The 21,311-nt window shown below is 42.1% G+C and carries 15 protein-coding genes; 2 read left to right on the top strand and 13 right to left on the bottom strand.

The genetic code is table 11. The features are described 5' to 3' along the window. Nucleotides 1-1,193 precede the first annotated feature (1,193 nt). From LU361_RS02950 to LU361_RS03010, 13 genes are all read right to left on the bottom strand, one after another. Nucleotides 1,194-2,843, bottom strand: coding sequence for a SpoIIE family protein phosphatase (locus LU361_RS02950; protein ID WP_233086822.1), 1,650 nt, complete (start codon nucleotides 2,841-2,843; stop codon nucleotides 1,194-1,196). A 1-nt stretch (nucleotide 2,844) separates the two neighbouring features. After that, a complete protein-coding gene (locus LU361_RS02955) occupies nucleotides 2,845-3,138 on the bottom strand; it encodes an STAS domain-containing protein (RefSeq protein WP_233086823.1) in 294 nt (97 codons plus the stop codon). 33 nt (nucleotides 3,139-3,171) lie between these two features. After that, on the bottom strand, nucleotides 3,172-4,368 hold the full coding sequence (locus tag LU361_RS02960) for a methyl-accepting chemotaxis protein (protein WP_233086824.1): 1,197 nt from the start codon (nucleotides 4,366-4,368) through the stop codon (nucleotides 3,172-3,174). Between the two features lie 128 nt (nucleotides 4,369-4,496). Beyond that, nucleotides 4,497-5,546, bottom strand: coding sequence for a protein-glutamate methylesterase/protein-glutamine glutaminase (locus tag LU361_RS02965; protein WP_233086825.1), 1,050 nt, complete (start codon nucleotides 5,544-5,546; stop codon nucleotides 4,497-4,499). Between the two features lie 4 nt (nucleotides 5,547-5,550). Then, nucleotides 5,551-6,219, bottom strand: a complete 669-nt coding sequence (cheD, locus tag LU361_RS02970; protein ID WP_233086826.1) for a chemoreceptor glutamine deamidase CheD — start codon at nucleotides 6,217-6,219, stop codon at nucleotides 5,551-5,553. Nucleotides 6,220-6,265: 46 nt separating this feature from the next. Beyond that, a complete protein-coding gene (locus LU361_RS02975) occupies nucleotides 6,266-7,108 on the bottom strand; it encodes a CheR family methyltransferase (protein WP_233086827.1) in 843 nt (280 codons plus the stop codon). A 250-nt stretch (nucleotides 7,109-7,358) separates the two neighbouring features. Continuing rightward, nucleotides 7,359-10,100: a methyl-accepting chemotaxis protein gene (locus tag LU361_RS02980; protein ID WP_233086828.1), complete on the bottom strand. Its 2,742-nt coding sequence runs from the start codon at nucleotides 10,098-10,100 to the stop codon at nucleotides 7,359-7,361. 60 nt (nucleotides 10,101-10,160) lie between these two features. After that, entirely contained in the window at nucleotides 10,161-13,265 is a 3,105-nt protein-coding gene (locus tag LU361_RS02985; RefSeq protein WP_233086829.1) for a methyl-accepting chemotaxis protein, read from the bottom strand. A 126-nt stretch (nucleotides 13,266-13,391) separates the two neighbouring features. Then, the gene (locus tag LU361_RS02990; protein WP_233086830.1) at nucleotides 13,392-13,892 is read right to left on the bottom strand and encodes a chemotaxis protein CheW; all 501 of its coding nucleotides are present in this window, start codon (nucleotides 13,890-13,892) and stop codon (nucleotides 13,392-13,394) included. Continuing rightward, a complete protein-coding gene (locus tag LU361_RS02995; protein WP_233086831.1) occupies nucleotides 13,885-14,430 on the bottom strand; it encodes a chemotaxis protein CheW in 546 nt (181 codons plus the stop codon). Before LU361_RS02995 ends, LU361_RS02990 begins: the two co-directional genes overlap by 8 nt. Before the next feature lie 17 nt (nucleotides 14,431-14,447). Beyond that, the gene (locus LU361_RS03000) at nucleotides 14,448-16,622 is read right to left on the bottom strand and encodes a chemotaxis protein CheA (RefSeq protein WP_233086832.1); all 2,175 of its coding nucleotides are present in this window, start codon (nucleotides 16,620-16,622) and stop codon (nucleotides 14,448-14,450) included. Nucleotides 16,623-16,643: 21 nt separating this feature from the next. Beyond that, complete coding sequence (locus tag LU361_RS03005; protein WP_233086833.1) at nucleotides 16,644-17,006, bottom strand: response regulator; 363 nt, start codon at nucleotides 17,004-17,006, stop codon at nucleotides 16,644-16,646. A gap of 49 nt (nucleotides 17,007-17,055) precedes the next feature. Further along, on the bottom strand, nucleotides 17,056-17,334 hold the full coding sequence (locus LU361_RS03010) for an STAS domain-containing protein (RefSeq protein WP_233086834.1): 279 nt from the start codon (nucleotides 17,332-17,334) through the stop codon (nucleotides 17,056-17,058). A 680-nt stretch (nucleotides 17,335-18,014) separates the two neighbouring features. On the opposite strand from LU361_RS03010, the gene LU361_RS03015 reads away from it, so the two are divergent. Both LU361_RS03015 and pepQ read left to right on the top strand, forming a co-directional pair. After that, the gene (locus LU361_RS03015; RefSeq protein ID WP_233086835.1) at nucleotides 18,015-19,757 is read left to right on the top strand and encodes a putative bifunctional diguanylate cyclase/phosphodiesterase; all 1,743 of its coding nucleotides are present in this window, start codon (nucleotides 18,015-18,017) and stop codon (nucleotides 19,755-19,757) included. Between the two features lie 216 nt (nucleotides 19,758-19,973). After that, nucleotides 19,974-21,305 (top strand): Xaa-Pro dipeptidase, encoded by a 1,332-nt coding sequence (gene pepQ, locus LU361_RS03020; protein WP_233086836.1) that lies wholly within the window; start codon nucleotides 19,974-19,976, stop codon nucleotides 21,303-21,305. Nucleotides 21,306-21,311 lie beyond the last annotated feature (6 nt).

The following is a 21,311-nucleotide window of genomic DNA, read 5'->3' on the forward strand; positions in this document are numbered from 1 at the left end:
GTTGTGCGAATAGCTGAAAATCCCGAGCAAATTAGAAATACTAATCACTGTTATTGGGCAACTATTTATAAGAAGGGAAATTAAACTGAGTAAATTTTGAAAAGTCGTATTTATATCTCGACGTTTAATTTTTCCTAGAATCACGGAACTCTGGAGAGCAAAGGGCGTACCACGAATAAAAATAATGAAATAAAACCTGAAGAAAATAAAAAAAACATTCTCGAAATAAAATAAAACTCACGATTGCTTTAAATTATTCATTAATTCATGCAAAAAAAGAAAAAAACCTTAAATTCAACTTAATTGGCTTATCCGATATATTTTTAGATCAGAAACATTCTTGCCCCAGGAATAAACATTCAAACCGCAATAATGATTACCGCGCACCAGCTGCGTGCAACAAATCTGTAATCTGACGGAATTAAAATAAAAGACAACAACTAAAAGAAAAGAACAACCCCGGCATTTTATTGAATAAAAATCTGAACAAAAACAATAAGAAAGACAGTTTTTATTAAAACCACACTAATTTTTAAAGCCATTAAAACAAGCGGTTTTATGAACGTAAGCTTTTTATAAAAACACAAACATTACCTGTTAGAAGTAATAACAAAGCCTTATAAATTTTCTCACAGAAAATATTTTTTAATATTTCAATTATCAACACTAAAAGTTTTAATTTAAGAAACAATTCAACAGACAGCCACACCATCCATAGAAACACACTAGCGTGCACCGTTTTATTATCCACACATTAATTTTTGCACTAAAACATCCAGCGGATTTTATTTAGGAAAAAATAACCGTTGATAAAAAACGCTCTAAAAGAAAACATGCATTGCGCATCCCACAATTAAATTGAATTTACCAACCTGGCATTACTGACAGGGATTAATTTAAAAACAAGTAAAAACACGGATAAATAAATGACTAAACAAGAAAACACAAAAAATAGATAAGAAATAAGATAAAACGTGAAAGGCAAGAAGAAATGACAATAAAATCAAAATAAATAGACAACTACGATTCTATTTAGACAATGCTTAACAAGATCTGGGCTGATAGACTAATAAGCGAATGAATTAATAGGTGAATGAATTAATAGATGAATAGATTAACAGGTGAGTGGATTAGTAGGTGAACAGATTAATAGCTAAATAGATAAACTCTTGATTAACCGAAAAGCTCAGCCATTAAGAACAAACGTTATACCATACAGTAACCCGAGTTCCGCCTTCACTGTGCTCAAGACGAGAACATAAAGAACGAATAATATCCAAACCGCGCCCAAAGGTATCCAGCTCGGACGATTTTTTTATTTGCTTAACGTTAAAACCTTTACCGCTGTCTTTCAGAGATATTTTAATCTCTTTGTTTTCATACTGAATACTAATGTTAACCGAGCCTTCTTTGAGGTTTTTCAATCTTTTTTCGCGCTCGGAATAATAAACCATAAATCCATCGTCGGTGGCTTTCAATTCCGAATCCAACCCCAAAACACCGTGATCTAACGCGTTGTTGTAGAGTTCGGAGATAACCGTCGATAAAAAATCTTGATGAACATCCAAACCAACGGCATTGGAAAGCAAGCGAATAATCTGCGGCGTTGGACTCACCGACTTCAAATCATCGGCGTCTAAATTAATCGTTAAGCACCAAGGCATTGCCGCAACATTGTTAGCTGCCTGATTTGACGCTGATTCAGCATCGGAAACATCACACAACAATTCAACAAACACCGAATCTAGATTTTGCGAACGGGCCTCTAGCTCTGTCGTAATGTGGGAGAAAGCGCGCGATGGGTCAGACTTGATACAATCAGTGATGTCCGACTGACCAAAGGCCTGCTGGTTCCCATCTTGGGATCGTTCCACACTGTTAGTATGAAAGAAGATTCGTTGACCGGGCGTCAAATCGAAAACGGAAACATCCTGGCTAAAATCAAACTCTGACAACTCGGTGAGCGGTGGGTGCTTGGAAAGAATGGGCTCAAATGCAGCATCTGGCGAAGAGACAATGATTCCGTAAGGCATACCGCCGGACCAGACGGTTAAGCGATCACAGTGATGACTCAGCTCCAACAAGCTCAACGACATATTCATATTGCTTGGCAATACCGTCGCTAACGAGCGGTTCATTTCAGCGGCAATTTTTCCAACCGGTTTGCCCTTTTTCGTCATTGCCCGAAACGTGGAAAAAATAGGCATTGCTCCCAATGCTGCAGGTAATCCGCGGCCGGAGACCGAACCGATGGCAACATAAACACTGCCAGTAGGTCCTTCTTGAGTGATTAAAATATCCCCACTTAACAGCGCTTTTGGCGAGTTATGCAAGCGAATGTTGTCTCGATCAACCTGATTACCTCGGCAATGCGTATCGTATATACGCTCAATGATATCTTGCTCAAGGGTAACGTTTTGCCGATAAATCTCCAGATTCTGCTTTTCGGCTTCGGTTTTTAGAAAACGCTGCTCTAACCTTTTTTGAGCCAACAATTTACTGCGGAAGTGTTCTTGCTCAATTGGCGTATAAATAACATCGTCGCCAATTTCCAAACATTGCTGAATTAATTTGGGGTTATTATCATCCAGTATAAAATTAATAAGAATAAAACGATCACCTGCTTGCTGCCGAATCTGCTCAGCAAGAGCAACGCAACTGGAATCGGGAATATTGTTGGTTATTAAAATTAAGGTGGGCCAAGAGTTTTCTTGATTCAAAAAGTGAATACACGCCTTCGCTGAGTCAAAAGCCTCAACCGAAACATTAGTTTCTTCTTTTATAAGAACGTTACGGAGATTTTCCCGAGATACTTTGTTTCCATCAACTAGGGCGATTGGCATTCTATTTTATTTCAAACTTACGCTGGAAGTTAGAGATTTTAAGTACTTTTAAAATTTGTGGCCGGCAGTTTATCAGTTTTATCGATACTTGGTCTTCACCAAAATACCTTAACATATTTAACAACATACCGAGACCGGAACTTTCCATATAATCGGTGTTACGAAAGTCAATTTGGTAATTTACCGATGGGTTGTCGACATACGCTTTACGGAATGAATCTACCGACTCAAAATCAAAACTATTATCCAGCGTTATGGTAACAACGCCGTTAGTGACTTGAGTAGAAATCGTCATATTGTGTACCTATTTGAAAATATTTCAACGCCTTTAAAATAATTCAACGTCGCCTTCATCCATGCTGCCCTGCTCGACTTTTTGAGCGAGATTCTGGTTTCTAAAGTCTTCGCGCATACTCGTTAATTTTTCGGCAACATCGTGTAAGTGAGATAAATCCGTCGCTGTAGCGATTTCACCATGACTCACCAACGCCACTTCGTGTATGTGTGATAACCGCTGTTGGATGTGGCCCGACAACTGACTGATAATGTCTTCGAACTGCAGTGCTCGAATGGAATTATTAATTTCAGTTTCAATTTCAGCCGTTGCACCTGTTAGGTTACCTAACATTAATTCTGTTTCACGATTAAACGCCTCTATTTTTAGAAGCATACTATCAATATTCAGCCGACCTTCAATGGCAGAATTAATATCCAATGACGCGATGGAACCCACTTCCTTATTAACATCGGCCATACTCGATTTAGTCGATTCAATCTTCACGCGAACTTCTTGGTTAAGATTAGCAGAAGTTACTGACAACGATCGTACCTCGTCAGCCACCACCGCAAATCCGCGTCCGACTTCACCAGCACGCGCGGCCTCAATCGCCGCATTTAACGCCAATAAATTAGTCTGCTCCGCTAATTTTTGAACATCGTCCAAAATAGAAAACATACTTTCCATATGGGATGTCATGTCGTTAATTTTATGAATGGAAGAAATACTTTTATCACTGATTTCAACCAACAAATCCACATAACCCTGCAAGATACTATCTACGTGTTGTACAAAATCTTTGAAATTAAACGAGTCTTCGTTATCTGAACCTTCTACTTCTTGGTTTTGCCCTAAACCTTCAACGAATCCTCGAGCCATACTCGACTGATCGTTAGTTTTACAGACTACGTTAGAAAAACTTTGCTGGAGCAATAATGTGGAATCCTGAATAAGGTCGCGAATACGATCAATATGCTCGTTAACATAAGTAGATTCTTCATCGAGAATTTCTTCAATCGCAGAACCAATTTTACCCATTTCTGCCTGAAATTCTTGGCTGATGTGTTCGACTTCGACCGCATAATCTTTAACTTCGTGTTTGTGTGTTGTATAAAGCCAAAGTCCAAACGAAGCTATAAAAAATAGCACTAATAATGTTTTGTGTGCGCCAAACAATAGCAGTAAGAGGAACACAACACTTGATGCAATCGGCATTGAGTTCTTTTTTAAGTATTCCGAAGAAAGCATCTCTATTCCTATGCTGCTACGTTAAAATCTAATATCGGTACAACTGAATCACACCGGTAAAATAAACCTAAGATCCATACCCAAACTGTAGTTCTGGAAGTTCAATTGAGCAATCCAATTGAGTCACTCTAGGCACAGCGATCCACCATAAATTGCGGCATTTTATCCAACGCTAACACGTACTCTGCGGCATTATTTTCTACCGCCACTCTCGGCATACCCCAGACCACGCAACTGGCTTCATCTTGCGCGACGGTAAGAGCACCTTTGTTGCGTAAACGGAGCATACCCTGAGCACCATCGGCGCCCATGCCCGTTAAAATCATGGATAAAATTTTATTATTGCCCCACTCGGCAACAGAATCAAACAACACATCAACGGAAGGCTTGTGACGATTAACCGGTTCCGAATCTTGGGTCATGCCTTTAAATTTTGCCCCCGATTTCGACAGCACCATATGCTTATCGCCGCGGGCAATATAGGCGTGTCCAGGTAATAACTCGGTGGCTTCGTATCCCATTTCGACAACGGTCAGATCACTGTTGGCATTTAAGCGCTCGGCAAAAGATGCGGTAAATCCTTCTGGCATATGCTGGACAACAGCAATGGGCGGCATTTGCGCAGGCAACGCACTGAATAATTCTTTAAGGGCTAAGGTACCGCCGGTTGATGCACCAATAACAATTAATTCAGGCTTGTCTCGTCGATTGGTGGATTTTTTGACTACCGCTTTTTTAGTCAGCCCAGAACGTTCTGCTTTTTCAAAAACCGTGGCGTTAACTTTTGCCGCTTGTCGAACTTTATTGCGAATCGACGATGCCAGTGGCTTGAACACTTCCATATCGGTGGACTTAGGCTTAGGGATAAAGTCTACCGCGCCAATTTCTAACGCCTCTAACGTAACCGCAGCACCCACTTCGGTTAACGTTGAAATCATCACCACAGGTAAAGGACGCAAACGCATAATGTTGCGTAAAAATGTAATACCGTCCATTTTTGGCATTTCGATATCCAGGGTAATCACATCTGGATTTAAGGTCTTGATTTTATCTCGCGCTTCATAGGGATCTTCTGCGGTTCCAACCACTTCTATGGCCGGGTCGGCGGACAAAATAGAAGAAAGAATTTGTACGATTAATTGCGAATCGTCAACGATAAGAACTTTGATCTTTTTCATAACATTAGAACAACTCGATATCGCCCTCGACAGGCTCATGTTGAATGTTTTGAGAATATTGTCGCTCGCGAGATACAATCGTATTGTTGTTAAGCTCGCGAATTTTTTTCATTCTCGCCTTGCCCGTTAATGGATTAAATAAAACCTTACGGGGATAAACGTCACCGAGATCCTCACCTATGAGATCTATATTTTCTTGATGTAAATACGTCAGTACAAATTCGGCGTTACGCAAACCCACTTCATTGCTTTGATTAAGCACTTTGCCTCCGCCGAATACTTTGGCTTTTAAATTACGACGAATGCCACCGTGGGTTAAGATTTCATTGATTAAATGTTCCATCGCGTAGTTACCGTAACGAGTGGCGTCACTGGCAACGTTACCCCAAGTAATTTTATGGGCTTCAACTTCCGATAGCGGCAACATAAAGTGATTCATGCCACCGATGGAATTTTCTTCATCCCAAATACACGCAGAAACACAAGAACCCAACGTGGTCGCAATCAATTCAGTATGCGATCGTGTGACATAAAATTCACCCGGTAAAATTTTGGCAATAAATTTATTTTCTCTCCGATCGACATACCGGTTTACGTGTTCAAAACCAACAATAACCTCATCAAGTGGCGTCCCATCACTGAGTATTTTCTCTTTTTTAGACGATAGACTCATAGTTTTTGTACTCTGATATACGGTACTAACACTTACAAATTAGATATTAAAGCTTGATGTAAGTAGTGCGGCCAACGGGATCCAATTGAGAATAACCCTTTGCAACACTCTCACTGTGACCCAACATTAATGCGCCGCCCGGTCTTAGTATTTTTAAGAATTTTTCCAATATTGCTTCTTGGGTGGGTCTGTCGAAATAGATCAGTACATTGCGACAAAAAATTACGTCAAATGGGCCTTTCATTGGCCAAGCATTCAATAAATTCAATTGTTTAAAAGTAATAATATCTTTTAATATTTCATTGACTCTGACATGACCGGGATAATCTGGCTCAGCAGATTCAAACCAGTCTTTCTTTATTTTAGTCGGTAAACTCTCAATTCGATCTAATTTATAGACACCTTCTTTGCTGGTATCTAAAACATTCGTGTCTAGATCGGTGGCTAATATTTTGCAATCCCACAAATTAATCTGACGACCAAAATACTTATTTAACGTAATCGACAGTGTGTAAGGCTCTTCACCGGTTGAACAGGCAGAAGACCAGACCCTTAAGCGTCGTTTCGCGCCGGTAAATTTTTCGTGCTCCGGTAAAAAGTTTTCTAATAAATAATCAAAGTGGTGCGATTCTCGATAAAAGCTGGTCAAATTCGTGGTGATCGCATTAATAAAATTCGGCAACTCTTCGCTATCGTTGGTTTTTAATAACTGAAAGTACTCAGAAAAGCTGGGAACATTAAGCTCTCGAATTCGGCGCATTAAGCGTCGATACACCATTTCTCGTTTCGACTCTTTTAGAACAATACCGGTAATTTCATAAACCATGTCGCACAGTTCTTGAAATTGACGGGGATTTAAGGAATGTTCTTCTGCTCTTACATTGCTCACGGTATAAGTCCTAAAAGAATAACTAGAAAAAACATTTATATGCTAGAAGGTAAGCAAGCTTTTGATGTGTAAAAAAACACATCCTTGTGTGGGTTTTGTCCATTAAACTTGGAAGATAACAACTAACAACAATAAAAACCGAACAGATAAGGCAAGAAATAAATTGGCTATGCCAAATTCATGTAAACTATTTTTAAACGCTTACTTAGCTTACTTAACTCACTTAATAGCCACGTGCAATTAATGCGCGTTATTCTTCACCTAAATCAAAAAACCGAACTTGCTTTAATAAATTCTGAGCCATGTCTTCCATGGATCGGCTGGACGCTGAGGCTTGCTCAACCAAAGACGCATTTTGTTGGGTCATTTCATCCATCTGCGATACAGCCTTGCCAACTTCGGTAATACCCGCAGACTGCTCTCGACTGGCGTTATCAATGCTGGAGACCATCGCAACCACTTCTTGCACGGCGGATACTAATTCTTCAAAAGTGTTACCGGTATCGTGAACCAACTTGGTTCCCTTGGAAACGGCATCGACGCTGTCGTTAATCAAACCTTTAATTTCTTTTGCAGCCGACGCACTGCGTTGGGCTAAATTCCGAACCTCGGCGGCAACAACCGCAAATCCTCGGCCCTGCTCTCCCGCACGTGCCGCTTCCACCGCCGCGTTTAAGGCAAGCAAGTTGGTTTGGAAGGCAATTTCATCAATAACGCCAATAATATCTGAGATTTTTTTACTGGATTTATTGATTTCTTCCATAGCACCCACGGCATTTTGTACTACTTCACCACCGCTACTGGCTCGGGTCATTGCGGTGTTGGCTTTGCCGGTAGCTTCCGAGGCAGACTTGGCGTTTTGTTGTACCGTTGCGGTTAATTGCTCCATCGCAGCCGCGGTTTCTTCAAGATTCGCCGCCTGGGTTTCGGTACGCTGACTTAAATCGTTGTTACCTTGTGCCATTTCTCGCGACGCAGAAAATACGCTGTTTGAGGTGGTTCTGATTTCAGAAACCAATGAACTCAACTGAGTCACAAGATTATTCATGGATTCGGCGACCATATTAAATTCGCCTTCCAATTCATCTTCCACTTGTGTCGTTAAATCGCCGTCGGAAACCTGGCCTAAGGCTTGTCGGATCACTGCAATGGCAGTTTTACGGCCGGTAATATCCGTTGCGTATTTAACAACTTTATACGGATTGCCTTTGGAGTCTAAAATCGGGTTGTAAGACGCTTGAATCCATATTTCCTTGCCATGTTTACCAAATCGCTGATACTCACCGGCATCGTATTCACCGCGATTTAATTTCTCCCAAAACGACTGGTATTCTTTCGAATTTCCGTAATCGTTCTCAACGAATAGTCTATGGTGCTGCCCTTGGATTTCTGAAAGAGAGTAACCCACAGCGTTAAGGAAATTGTCATTGGCATCAACAATTGTGCCGTCCATGTTAAATTCAATTACGGCCTGCGACTTACTAATGGCTGCGATTTGACCGGAGAAATCGGCATTCTTAGCTTTTTGTTCCGTGATGTCAGACGCGTATTTTACGACTTTAACGGGTTTCCCATTCAGATCTAAAATTGGATTGTACGAGGCTTGAATCCAAATCTCTTGTCCTGATTTGGTCACGCGCATGTATTCGCCCGAATCGTACTCACCTTTATTGAGCTTTTCCCAGAATTTTTTATATTCATGAGAAGCGCCGTAAGAAGGAGTGACAAACATCCGGTGATGCTGTCCTTTGATTTCATCCAGCGTATAACCAACGGCGTTGAGAAAGTTTTGATTGGCATCGATAATGGTGCCATCCATATTAAATTCAATCACCGCCTGAGATTTTCCGATGGCCTCTATTTGACCAGAAGAATCGGCATTTTGAACTTTTTGCGCGGTAATATCGCTCGCGTATTTAACCACCTTAAACGGCTTACCGTCGGGATCAAAAATTGGGTTGTAAGACGCTTGAATCCAAAATTCTTTGCCTTGCTTATTTACGCGTTTAAATTCACCAGAAAAGAATTTACCGTCAGCTAAATCTTGCCAAAAGCTTTGATACTCGGAGCTATTTTTGTAGCTCGAATCCACGAATAAACTGTGATGCTTACCTTTTATTTCATCAAGCTTGTAACCAACAGCATTAAGAAAATTGCCATTCGCATTTAAAATGGTGCCGTCAGGCTCAAATTCAATCACTGCTTGTGAACGACAAATAGCATTCACCTGACCTTCGTAGTCGGATAATTTCTTTACTTGCTCGGTAATGTCCGAAGCGTACTTAACAACCTTGGTAACATTACCTTGGTCATCAAAAATGGGATTATACGAAGCTTGAATCCAAACATCGCCTCCGGTTTTATTAACTCGCTTAAATTGCCCAGCGTTGAATTCACCCGATTTAAGGTTTTGCCAAAACTCTTTGTAATCCTCAGAATCGACATTTCCTGGAGGCATAAATACGCTGTGATGTTTACCGATAATCTCATCAAGTGAATAACCCATTGCCTTCAAAAAGTTGTCATTGGCATTGAGGATATTGCCGGAAGGATCAAAAGTGATCATGGCTTGAGACTTAGAAAACGCTTCTAAAATACGCTTGTCTTCAGACGATTGGTTGGAAGCTTCCGATTCAAACCATTCAAATAACCACTCATCTGAATTGTTAAGCTGACTGACACCCAACAAAAAGCATTCATCAGCAATACTAACTTTGCCTTTTTTATAGGAACCGTCGTAATTGTGAACAAGCTGGTTTAAGTCTTCGTGGGCTTCGATAATTACACGTAAATTTTTACCAACAATCGAGCTGTTATCCCATTCTTTATCCAACGATTGAAACGTTTTTGTATGATGGAAAAATAATTTCTCAGCATTGTGATTGGAGTATTGCACCTCGAAATCACCGTTGGTAACGATGATTCCAAGGTTTAATGAATCAAAATACTGCTCGGGTAAGGCTACTTTGCTGATAGAGTTTTCGCTGTTCACTTTTTATCACCTAAAACTCGTTAATCACTGAATCAATTCCCTAGTAATTAACGTAACCCGTTAAAACTCTTCCCACTCATCTTCGTCACTGCCAGAACCTCCTACCGACTTAACAGGCGGTTTTTTTGCGGCACCAGCTCCACGTGCTGCACCTCGGGATCTGGCCGGTGCACTTGCCGAGCGTCCCGCTGGGGCACCACCAAGGTCATCGCCATCGGCCACTTTAAAGAAGCTGACTTGCGTGATGAGCTCTTGAGCCTGGTCTTCCATCGATTTACTCGAAGCTGCCGCTTCTTCTACCAGTGCCGCATTTTGCTGTGTCATTTCATCCATTTGCGATACGGCTTTGCTGATTTCAGAAATACCACCGGCTTGTTCTTTACCAGCCGAATCAATATTGGAAACCATTGCGCGAACTTCTTGTACGGCATCAATCAAGACATTGAAGGTCTCACCGGTATCGTCCACCAACTTAGCTCCGCGAGTTACCGCGTCGACGCTGTCGTTAATGAGTCCTTTAATTTCTTTAGCGGCTGTGGCACTGCGTTGAGCCAGGTTGCGTACCTCGGCTGCCACCACGGCGAAACCGCGACCTTGTTCACCGGCTCTGGCTGCTTCCACCGCAGCGTTCAATGCCAGCAAGTTAGTCTGGAAGGCGATTTCGTCAATGACACCAATAATGTCGGCGATTTTCTTGCTCGATTTATTGATCTCTTCCATCGACTCAACGGCTTTACCGACAACCTCACCACCATTTTTAGCTTTTTCCATGGCTTCGTTGGCTTTTTCAGTCGCCTCCGTTGAAGACTTGGAGTTTTGCTGAACCGTTGAGGTTAATTCTTCCATTGTTGCGGCGGTTTCTTCCAAGCTCGACGCTTGCGATTCCGTACGTTGACTTAAATCGCTGTTACCTGCTGCAATTTCTCGGGCGACATTAAATACGTTGGAAGACGCATTGCTGATGGTTTGAACCATACCCACCAGATTTTCGAGAGAGCTGTTGATGGATTCAGTTAATACCGCAAATTGACCGCTGTATTCGCCATCCACTTTTTCTCGTAAATCACCTTCTGCCAGTGCTTTCACGACATTAATGGTTTCATCTAATGGCTTGCTGATTTCATCCATTAAGGAGTTGATGTTGGTACCAAGATTTTTGGTAAATCCTTCATAGGTGCTGACATCAATACGGTGGGTTAAATCACCTTTAATGGCAGAATCAATGAGGCTTTCAATTTGTTTTTGTGCACCGCGTTCGTCGGTAATATCAACCCACTGGACAGCAGTGCCAATAACGGCTCCCTTGCTGTCTTTTAATGCCAGCGCAGTCAAATTGAATTGCAATTCACCAACGGCAATTTCTGTCTGCATCGGGAATTTGCTGGTATCGGCTAAAATTGAACGCTGATGCGCTGGGTTTTTATGGAAGATATCGATATTAGCGCCAACAATGGTGCGCAAATCGAAATTCGGTAGCACTCGGCGAATTTCGTTTTCTCGACGTTCGAACATTTTTCGTAATGCTGGGTTTAGAAAGACAATCACGCCCTCTTCGTCGGCCATCATTAAATTGGTGGTCATACCGTCTACAGCAGTATTTAAACGGCCCACTTCAATTTCGGTTTGTCGTGCCGCAGTAACATCTTGCCATTCAAGCGAGTTGCCAATGTATTCGCCTTTAATGTCATAAATTGGCGTTACATTCAGTTCGAACATTAAATCTCGAATTTTAATGTCGGTTTTGTACGGCAAGTTACTCGGATCAGACAAAAGGCTGCGTTGGTGAGCTGGGTTTTTGTGGAACACATCCACACAGGTGCCGATAACTTTTTCCGGATCAGCGCTAAAGCCAGGCCATTCTTCTTGGAATGTTGCCTCGTGTTTTTTGAGTAAATCAACAGTTGCCGGGTTCGCGTAGGTAATTTTGAAATCGCGATCAATCATCATTGATGGCGTACCGGATTGTTCAATCGCACCTTCAAGCCGTGCTGCTTTATCCGCTTGTTCGCGCATGTCGGTAACGTCTTGCCATTCAAGCGAGTTACCGATGTACTCTCCTTTGGTATTGAAAATGGAGGTAACATTAAGCTCAAAAATTAAATCCAAAACGGTGATGTCGGTTTTGTACGGTAAATTTTTGGGGTCGGATAATAACTTTCTTTGATGTTCCGGGTTTTTATGGAACACGTCCACACAGGTACCAATGACTTTTTTGGGATCAGCACTGAACCCTGGCCATTGTTTTTGGAAAGTCGCTTCGTGTTTTTCGAGCAATTCAACGGTCGCTGGATTGGCGTAGGTAATTTTAAAGTCACGATCGATCATCATCGACGCCGTACCAGATTGCTCAATAGAGCCCTCTAAGCGAGCCGCTTTGTCTGCTTGACTTCTCGCTTCAGTAACGTCTTGCCATTCGAGCGAGTTACCGATGTAATCGCCCTTGGTATTAAAAATAGAGGTTACATTAAGCTCAAAGATTAAATCTAAAACGGTGATGTCCGTTTTATAAGGCAGATTTTTTGGATCGGAAAGCAACTTTCTTTGATGCTCAGGATCTTTGTGGAATACATCCACACAGGTGCCAATGACTTTTTTAGGATCGGCGCTGAATCCAGGCCATTGTTTTTGGAAAGTTGCTTCGTGTTTTTCCAACAGTTCAACGGTAGCCGGGTTAGCGTAGGTGATTATGAAATCACGATTGATCATCATTGATGGCGTACCGGATTGCTCGATAGCGCCTTCCATTCGAGTGGCTTTATCTTCTTGAAAACGCGTATCGGTCACGTCGTACCATTCCAACGTACAGCCAACGTATTTTCCACTGCTGTCTAAAATGCTGGAAACGTTCAGTTCAATGATAAGATCTTCGATGGTAATATCGGTTCTTAGTGGCAAACTGCTGGGATCGGATAACATATTGCGTTGATGCGCCGGATCTTTATGGAAACCGTCAATGCATTTGCCGAGCATGTAGTCTTTGGAGGCAGAAAAATCCGGCCATATTTTTTTAAACTTATCTTCATTATTTTTTAGCAAACTTAATGTTGCTTGATTGAGATAGGTTACATTAAAATCACGATCAACCATCATTACAGCAGTAATCATATGATCCAATGCATTCTCATATTGATCTGCATTTTTAGAATCAGCTTCATCAGTTTGCATTTTTCCTCTCCTAAGAGAACTGAATTTTTTCGGAAATTGTAGTTTCGATCAGGCGTTATAAAACATGTATTACTTCGACCGATTTAAAGAATTCTTTGATTTTTAAGGATTCGATAAACGGCTGTATTAACTGGCTAATGATTCACTGGCTTTGGGTCGCACATGCGAGACAACACTGTACAAATCATTAACGTTTAATAATTTTTTGGCGTCGAGCAAAATAATAATTTTTTCATCGACCGTCGCCATACCAAAAACAAATCGACTATCGATGTGATCGCCAAAATTAGGCGACTCTTTAATATTTTCGGCTTCAACTTTGTACACTTCAGAAACAGCATCCACAACCACACCAACAACCACACTGTTTTCAGATTCACTGGTGCGTAAAACAATCACTACGGTTGTGTCGGTATAATCGATGGGATCACGGCCAAAGCGCTGTCGCATATCAACAATGGGGACAATAACACCTCGCAAATTAATCACACCGCGCAAATAATCGGGAGCACCGGGAATCGCCGTTACTGGAGCCCACACCATAATTTCTTGCACACGCAGGATATCAACGCCGAATTCCTCGCCATCGAGCAAAAAGGTTAAATATTCTTGAGATTGATCACTCATTGGTTACACCTTCTTCGTCTAGCTGAACAAGTTGATCGACATTTAATAAAGTAACGACATCGGCACCAACATTGACCAAACCCTGAATGTAATTAGGTTCAATTAAACCACCAAAGCTCGGCGCGACTTTTATGTCATCGGATTCTGCGTTTAAAACATCTGATACCGCATCGACAACAAAACCCATGGTGCAACTCGCACTTGCCTGCTCACTTTTTACCGCAAGAACAATAACTACCGTTGTCGGTTTATAATCCGCCTCGCCAATGTGAAAGCGAATTCGCAAATCGAGTATTGGCACGATAACACCGCGTAAATTAATCACCCCTTTGACGTACTCGGGTGAATTGGGAATTAACGTGGGCTCTTCCCATCCGCGTATTTCTGTGACAGACAAAATATCCACACCGTAGTGTTCTTGACATAAACAAAACGTGAGATATTGATCACCACCGGAAATAAAATCTATGCCCTCAAGAGACAAATCTTTACCACCGCCGTGGGTGTTTATCTCAGGGACTTCTATCACTGCTTCCATGATATTTATACCTAGTGTTACGCAGCCCTAACGCCTTGTGGGCGTCTTCGATTTTGAGACGCAGACGAGATTAAGCCTGGGATATCTAAAATTAAAGCGACAGAACCATCACCTAAAATGGTCGCACCGGAAATTCCGTCCACTCGTCGATAATTACTTTCTAAGCTTTTAATCACAACTTGTTGTTGGGCCAACAAGTCGTCAACGAGTAAACCAATTTTGCTGCCTTCACCTTCTACAACCACCAATAACGCGTTGTCTAAATCGGTGTTATCGGCGTTGATATTAAATTCGCGATAAATAGGAATAATGGGGACGTTGTCTTCGCGCAACCGGTACAATTCCATATTGCCCGAAACGCGATTGACTAAATCGGGCTTTATTTGCAGTGATTCAACGATAGCAACCAACGGAACAATAAACACTTCGTTGCCGACGCGAACTAATTGTCCATCGAGAATGGCGAGTGTTAATGGCAGGTGTACTCGAATGCATGAGCCTTTGCCCATTTCGGATTCAATTTCAATACGACCGCCGAGTGATTTGATGTTTCTTCTAACCACATCCATTCCCACGCCGCGACCGGACAAATCACTGACTTCGGCCGCCGTTGAAAAACCGGGCTCAAAGATTAATTCGTAAATCTCTTGATCGGATAATTCTTGTTCCGCACTCACGATGCCTTTTTCGCGTGCTTTACCCAGAATTTTTTCAGCGTCCATACCGCGGCCATCGTCGGAAATTTCAATAACGATATTTCCACCTTTGTGTTCTGCGGCTAATACGATTTTTCCGGTTTCATCTTTACCGGCAGCAACGCGATCGTCTGGCATTTCTAAACCGTGGTCGACTGCATTTCTGACCAAGTGAACCAGAGGATCACCAATTTGTTCCATAACGGTTTTGTCGAGTTCGGTGTGTTCACCCATCAATACCAACTCAACTTTTTTGCCGGTTTTATTGGATAAATCACGAATCATTCGTGGGAAGCGGTTAAACGCAAAACTGATGGGCAACATTCGAATGCGCATTACGTTTTCTTGCAATTCGCGCGTATTTTGTTTTAGTTGCTCTAAACCGTGAGATAACCGCTCAAGTTTTTCCAGATCAAAGTTGTTACCTAATTCAGATAACATACTTTGCGTAATCACCAGCTCGCCCACCAAGTTAATTAGATTATCCACCTTATCAATACCCACCCGAATCGAGGTTGCGCCAGATTGGGCAGATTCACCACCAGAGGCTTTGGCAGCGGGCTTTTTAGCTGGTGCTGGCTTCGCAGCTGCTTCCGGCGCAGGCGCGGGTTTTGTCTCAGGCGCTGGGGCGGATTCAGCGGTATTTTCTGATTCTGCTGATGTGGGTACAGGTGCAGATGCGGGTGCTTGTTCGGCATTTTCTGACACCGATGCCGATGCACTGGAGACCTCTTCGATGGACAATTCACATTCATCCAACACCCAGTCAAATGCAGACTCGATTTCTTCTTTATCGGATTCGGTGGTTAATAAAATTTCCCAAGAAATAAAACATTCGTCGAGAGTTAACTGCTGGAACTCAGGAATTTCATCGGTTTTTGCAGTAACAGATAACTCCCCCAAACCTTCTAACTCTCGAAATATTCGAATGGGTTCGTTCCCGGTTAGAAGAATTTGTGGTTCAGGCTTGAAGATAATTTTCCACTGTTTGGGGCCGTCTTCGGGTGGCTCACCACCGCCATCAGAACCAAAAAACGTTTGTGCAACCGCATCTTCCGCCTTGGCAATACCTTCTTCAGGAGCACCACCTTGATCCGCACCAGGTGCGTTTGCCAACATGGCTTCAAACGCATCGAGCAACGGTTTACTTTCATTGGTGTCAATGGGTGTATTATTTTCTAGGCAAGCAATCATGCCACGCATGGCATCGCAAGACTGCAAAAACAACTCAACGCCTTCGGGTGTAAGCTCTCGCTTTCCTTCTCGAACTTCGTCAAGCAGTGTTTCAAGCACATGAGTAAAACTTGCGATTTCAGGAAAACCTAAGGTTGCACTGCCACCTTTAATAGAATGAGCAGATCGGAAAATTGTGTTAATTAGCTCGGGATCCGCTTCTTCTTGATCACTGACGGCTAATAATGCCTGCTCCATTGCATCCAGGCCTTCGTAACTTTCCTCAAAGAAAACCTGATGAAACTGTTGTAGATCGATGCTCATAACGTTTTCAACCGTTGAGTGTTATCCAAGAACTTTTTTAATGGTTGCCAGGAGTTTTTCTGGGTTGAAAGGTTTCACCAACCAACCTGTTGCGCCTGCCGATTTACCGGTGCTTTTCTTCTCTGCAGAGGACTCGGTGGTAAGCAGCAATATCGGAGTGTATTTGTAACTGGGTAAGGTCCGTAAATTTCGAGTGAGATCAATACCGTTCATAACCGGCATATTTAAGTCGGTTACTACCGCATCGAATTTGTCGGATTTGGCAATGGTAAATGCTTGCTGCCCATCTGCTGCATCTTTAATTTGATGCCCTGCAGATTGTAATGTGGCGGCAACCATATTACGCATAGATGCCGAATCATCAACGATTAAAATGCGAGCCATCTAATACTCCTTAAGGAAATTGTAAAACGTAAACTTATAAAAATTGGAATTACTCCAACCCTAATTCTTCCGCCAACCCAAGTAATTTGGCAGAATTTATTAATCCTTCACTGGGATTTTTCCAAATCAGGTTTCCGTCAGTCGTACTTATTTCTCGCTTTAGCGCAACAAACATTTGTAAACCGGCAGTGTCTGCTTTATTAACTTTGTCTGCCTTTAATTCAATATTCACTGACTTTTGAAGAGATTTTTGCAATCTCCCATAAAGATTTGAAACCTGTGTGATATCGAGATATTCACCGCAGGAAAAGCTGGTTTTATCGCTCATAACTCTTCTTAAATCCGTTCTGACCAGGCAATGATTTTGTATGATTTACATGGAAGGTGCTTTAACTATCGACAATCTTGATGAGTTCTTTAAAGACCACGATTATTAGGTTTACAAAATATAAGCACATCTTCGTATGACGACGGTTACACTCAAATTGCTGTTCAAGCTTTATGATGGTTAAGATTAGACCGTTATTTTTTCTTTTCCCACATAATTACAGTGAATAATTCGTTAATACGGTTTTTTAATATTCGGACGACTTTATGATTGTCATTTATCATATAAAAAATAGTAACTTCCAAACTTTTTAGCGCTAATTTTTACTCTTCTGAGATGAACCGACAATTTATTGACGAGACCTAAAACTCGCCAACTGGGCAATTACGAACAAATCTCAAATAATATTCCATTACCTGATAAATCAAGATACAAACAAATTTTAAAATTATTTTTAGCCACTAATTTTAAAAGCCATTAGAAATTGACAGGCTCAACCAAAACAACTAAAAATTTATCTATATGTGTTGTTCGACTCCCGAACGACAGCCACAAAACTCCAATTAAGTTATGTAACACCTGCGCAACAAACACTGCAGCATTCAGCCTTCCTAAGCGGTAAAATCGTTGATGTAACCCTGCTCGAAAATTAGGTGTTAAATAGTTATTCGGGTAATAGCATGAATTCTTTTTTTGAATTCTCAATACTTTACAGCTACCAAAACAGCCCATGTCAGGCCGAGCACTTGATTCGGGGTTTTGTCGACAAAAATAAAGGTCGGCCGCCAAAGGTTAACGTCTCAACCGTAGAGAATTCTGAACTTATTCATAATCCGTTGGGTTTGACGTTTGATCTGGTATTTATCTCAATGGGCGAGTCAGAAATTAATCGTGTTAACGAGCTGTCGAATCGGTTTTCTGAAACGTCTCCCCGCACGCCGATTATTTTTTTGTTACCGCATAAAAGTTATGTTTCTACGCTGAATAATCTCAGCCATCAAACGGCCACACTCGATGACATCAATGACGATTTTCTAGCGGAAAAAATTTATAACCATTCACAGCAACACACCTACCTTTCGAGCACACCGCCGTCGCTGACAATCGATGCTTTAACCGGCTTGGGAAATCGACGCGGCGTGTTTGAGCATTTAAATCACGCCATTGAACACAGTCAGTTATATCATTCAGAACTGGTATTACTGTATATTAATTGCGACAACTTCAATGTCATCAATGAAAGTTTGGGCTATCGAAGCGGAGATTTATTTTTATCGAGTTTTGCAGGATTGTTACGATCAACCGTAGCGGAGAGTGATTATTTAGCTCGGGTTACCGCCGATGAATTTATGATTGTTATCAATTCGAATACCGACGCACTTGATATCGCCACACTGATTTCGCAAAAAATCTTGCAAGCGTCTCGCAACGGTGTTTTTCTGTCCACGGGCGAATTCTTAGAAATTCCTTGTAGCATTGGCGTCACACTCTACACACCAGAACGAGAACACCTCAGTGCAGAAAACTTAATGCGCGAAGCTCGCATTGCACTCAACAGTGTTAAGAACCGAGGCGGCAATGCTTTTAAAATATTCCATTCGGACCTTGGCCGTATCGCTGCACGGCGCATTAACTTGTTGAATAAAATCCGAAACGCGCTCCAACGCCGGGAGTTTTACCTCAATTACCAGCCTATTATGGATGCCTCCACCGACAGAGTGCGCGGATTCGAAGCTTTGCTGCGCTGGCAATTGCCCGACGGTGAACGCATACCGCCGAACGAATTTATTCCGATTTTAGAAGAAACAGGGATGATCCACGTTTTGGGCAGCTGGGTGATCACGCAAGCCTGTGAAGATTTGTCGCGCATGATTCAATTGCGGGTGATCGATAACCGACATTGGATGAGTGTGAATGTGTCACCCATTCAATTACTCGATCATTCGTTTACCACAAGGCTACAACAAAGCCTCAGTCAAACTCAGATCAATCCCAGTCAACTGCACATTGAACTGACCGAGTCGTCTTTGATGGAGAATAGTGAGTTTACGTTAGCGACCTTGGCAGACATCAAACAGATAGGTTGTCACCTATCATTGGATGATTTTGGTGTGGGTTATTCGTCTATGAATTATTTAAGAATTTTGCCCATTGATACGTTGAAAATTGATCAGTCGTTTATTAGAAATTACGAAGGTGACCAATCCGACAAAGCCATTATTAGAACGATGGTTTCTCTGGCCCATAATCTCAGCAAAAAAGTGGTTGCCGAAGGCGTTGAAACTAAAAAAGTAGCCAATTTTTTGAAGCAACGTCGCTGTGATTATTTGCAGGGTTATCTCTACGCCAAACCGATGTCATTCCCTGAACTGGTTGAATTCACTCAAGCCAAAAACCACGCACCGAAAGCCGCACGGCTGTGAGCTGACACTTTTATAGTATATACATTACGATAAATACTTTGTTTTTATTTTGACCGCTCACGCCACAGAACTGCCAATTCCGTTTATCCTTGCCCCTATCTCTATCCTAACCTTTGCGTAAATGGTTATATGCCTGGAAAATTAATTGACAATTTTGGTGGTATTTTCTTATTTCTGCGTTTATAGCCTATAGAATACAACCATAGGAATTCTGTCTTGATACCTCAAAACTTACAATCAAGTTACCAACAACATCTTGATGACCAAGTATCTTCCGTCAAAAAAGTTTTGTCACAATCGCAATTTGACCATCTTTTAATTGCTGGCGGCACACTTAACTACCGCTTCAGAGACGATACAACTTACCCTTTTCGACTCAATCCTTACCTGGCTCGATTTGCACCATTACAGCATTTTCCCAATTCATGGTTGCTGATCTCAGCGGATCAATTGAAGCCAAAGCTGTGGCTGTACGAGCCTCAGGATTTTTGGCATAAAGTAGAAACACTGGATTGCGCAACGATAAGCGAAGCATTTGATATTGAGGTCACAACCACCAAACCCGATCTCGCTAAACAACTTAACGCAATTTCCGGCAAGATTGCCGCGCTGGGTGATGCTTCTGAATTTGAAGCACTTGATATCGAGATGACAATAAACCCGGAATCAGTCCTAAACGTTTTGGATTACCACTGCGGTAAAAAATCCGAGTACGAAATCGCTTGTCTATCCCACGCTAACAGGCTCGGTGCAGCAGCACATTGTGCCGCGCGGGATGCGTTTTTCGACGGCGCCAGTGAATATCAGGCGCACCAGGCTTTCTTAAGTGCTATAGATGCCGAAGACCATCAATTGCCCTACGACAGTATTGTTGCCATCAATCAGAATTCGGCCATTCTGCACTACACTTTTCGAGAACGACAAAAACCACAACCGTCGCATTCCATGTTGATTGATGCGGGCGCAAGCTTTCTCGGTTACGGCAGTGATATCACCCGAACCTATTGTAGAGACAGCAATCATCTATTTTCCGACCTCATTCGCGCGCTGGACGACATTCAACAAAAGATCATTGCATTGATAAAACCCGGCGTGGATTATTTGGACTTGCATGTAAAAACCCATGCAGAAATAACCCAACTGTTGTGCGACAACCAAATTATTCAATGCTCTGTCGATGAGGCAAGCCAGCACGGGTTAAGCCGCACGTTTTTCCCACACGGGCTGGGCCACTTTTTGGGAATACAAGTGCATGACAAAGGCGGTTGGTTTCGCGATGAAAGTGGCGCCGAACGTCAGCCACCAAAAGAACATCCCTTTTTGCGCTTAACTCGCACACTGGAGCAAGGACATGTGGTTACCATTGAACCGGGTTTGTATTTTATTCCGATGCTGCTCAAACAACTGAAATCATCGAGTGCTGAGCAGCTGATTAACTGGAAGCTGGTGGAACAATTGACTCCCTTTGGCGGGATTCGAATTGAAGATAATGTATTGGTGACCGACCAAGGCGCAAGAAACCTAACGCGAGAATTTTTAGCGTACTAAGCCGTC

Source organism: Sessilibacter corallicola, from assembly GCF_021290925.1.
In the GTDB taxonomy this organism is placed as follows: domain Bacteria; phylum Pseudomonadota; class Gammaproteobacteria; order Pseudomonadales; family Cellvibrionaceae; genus Sessilibacter; species Sessilibacter corallicola.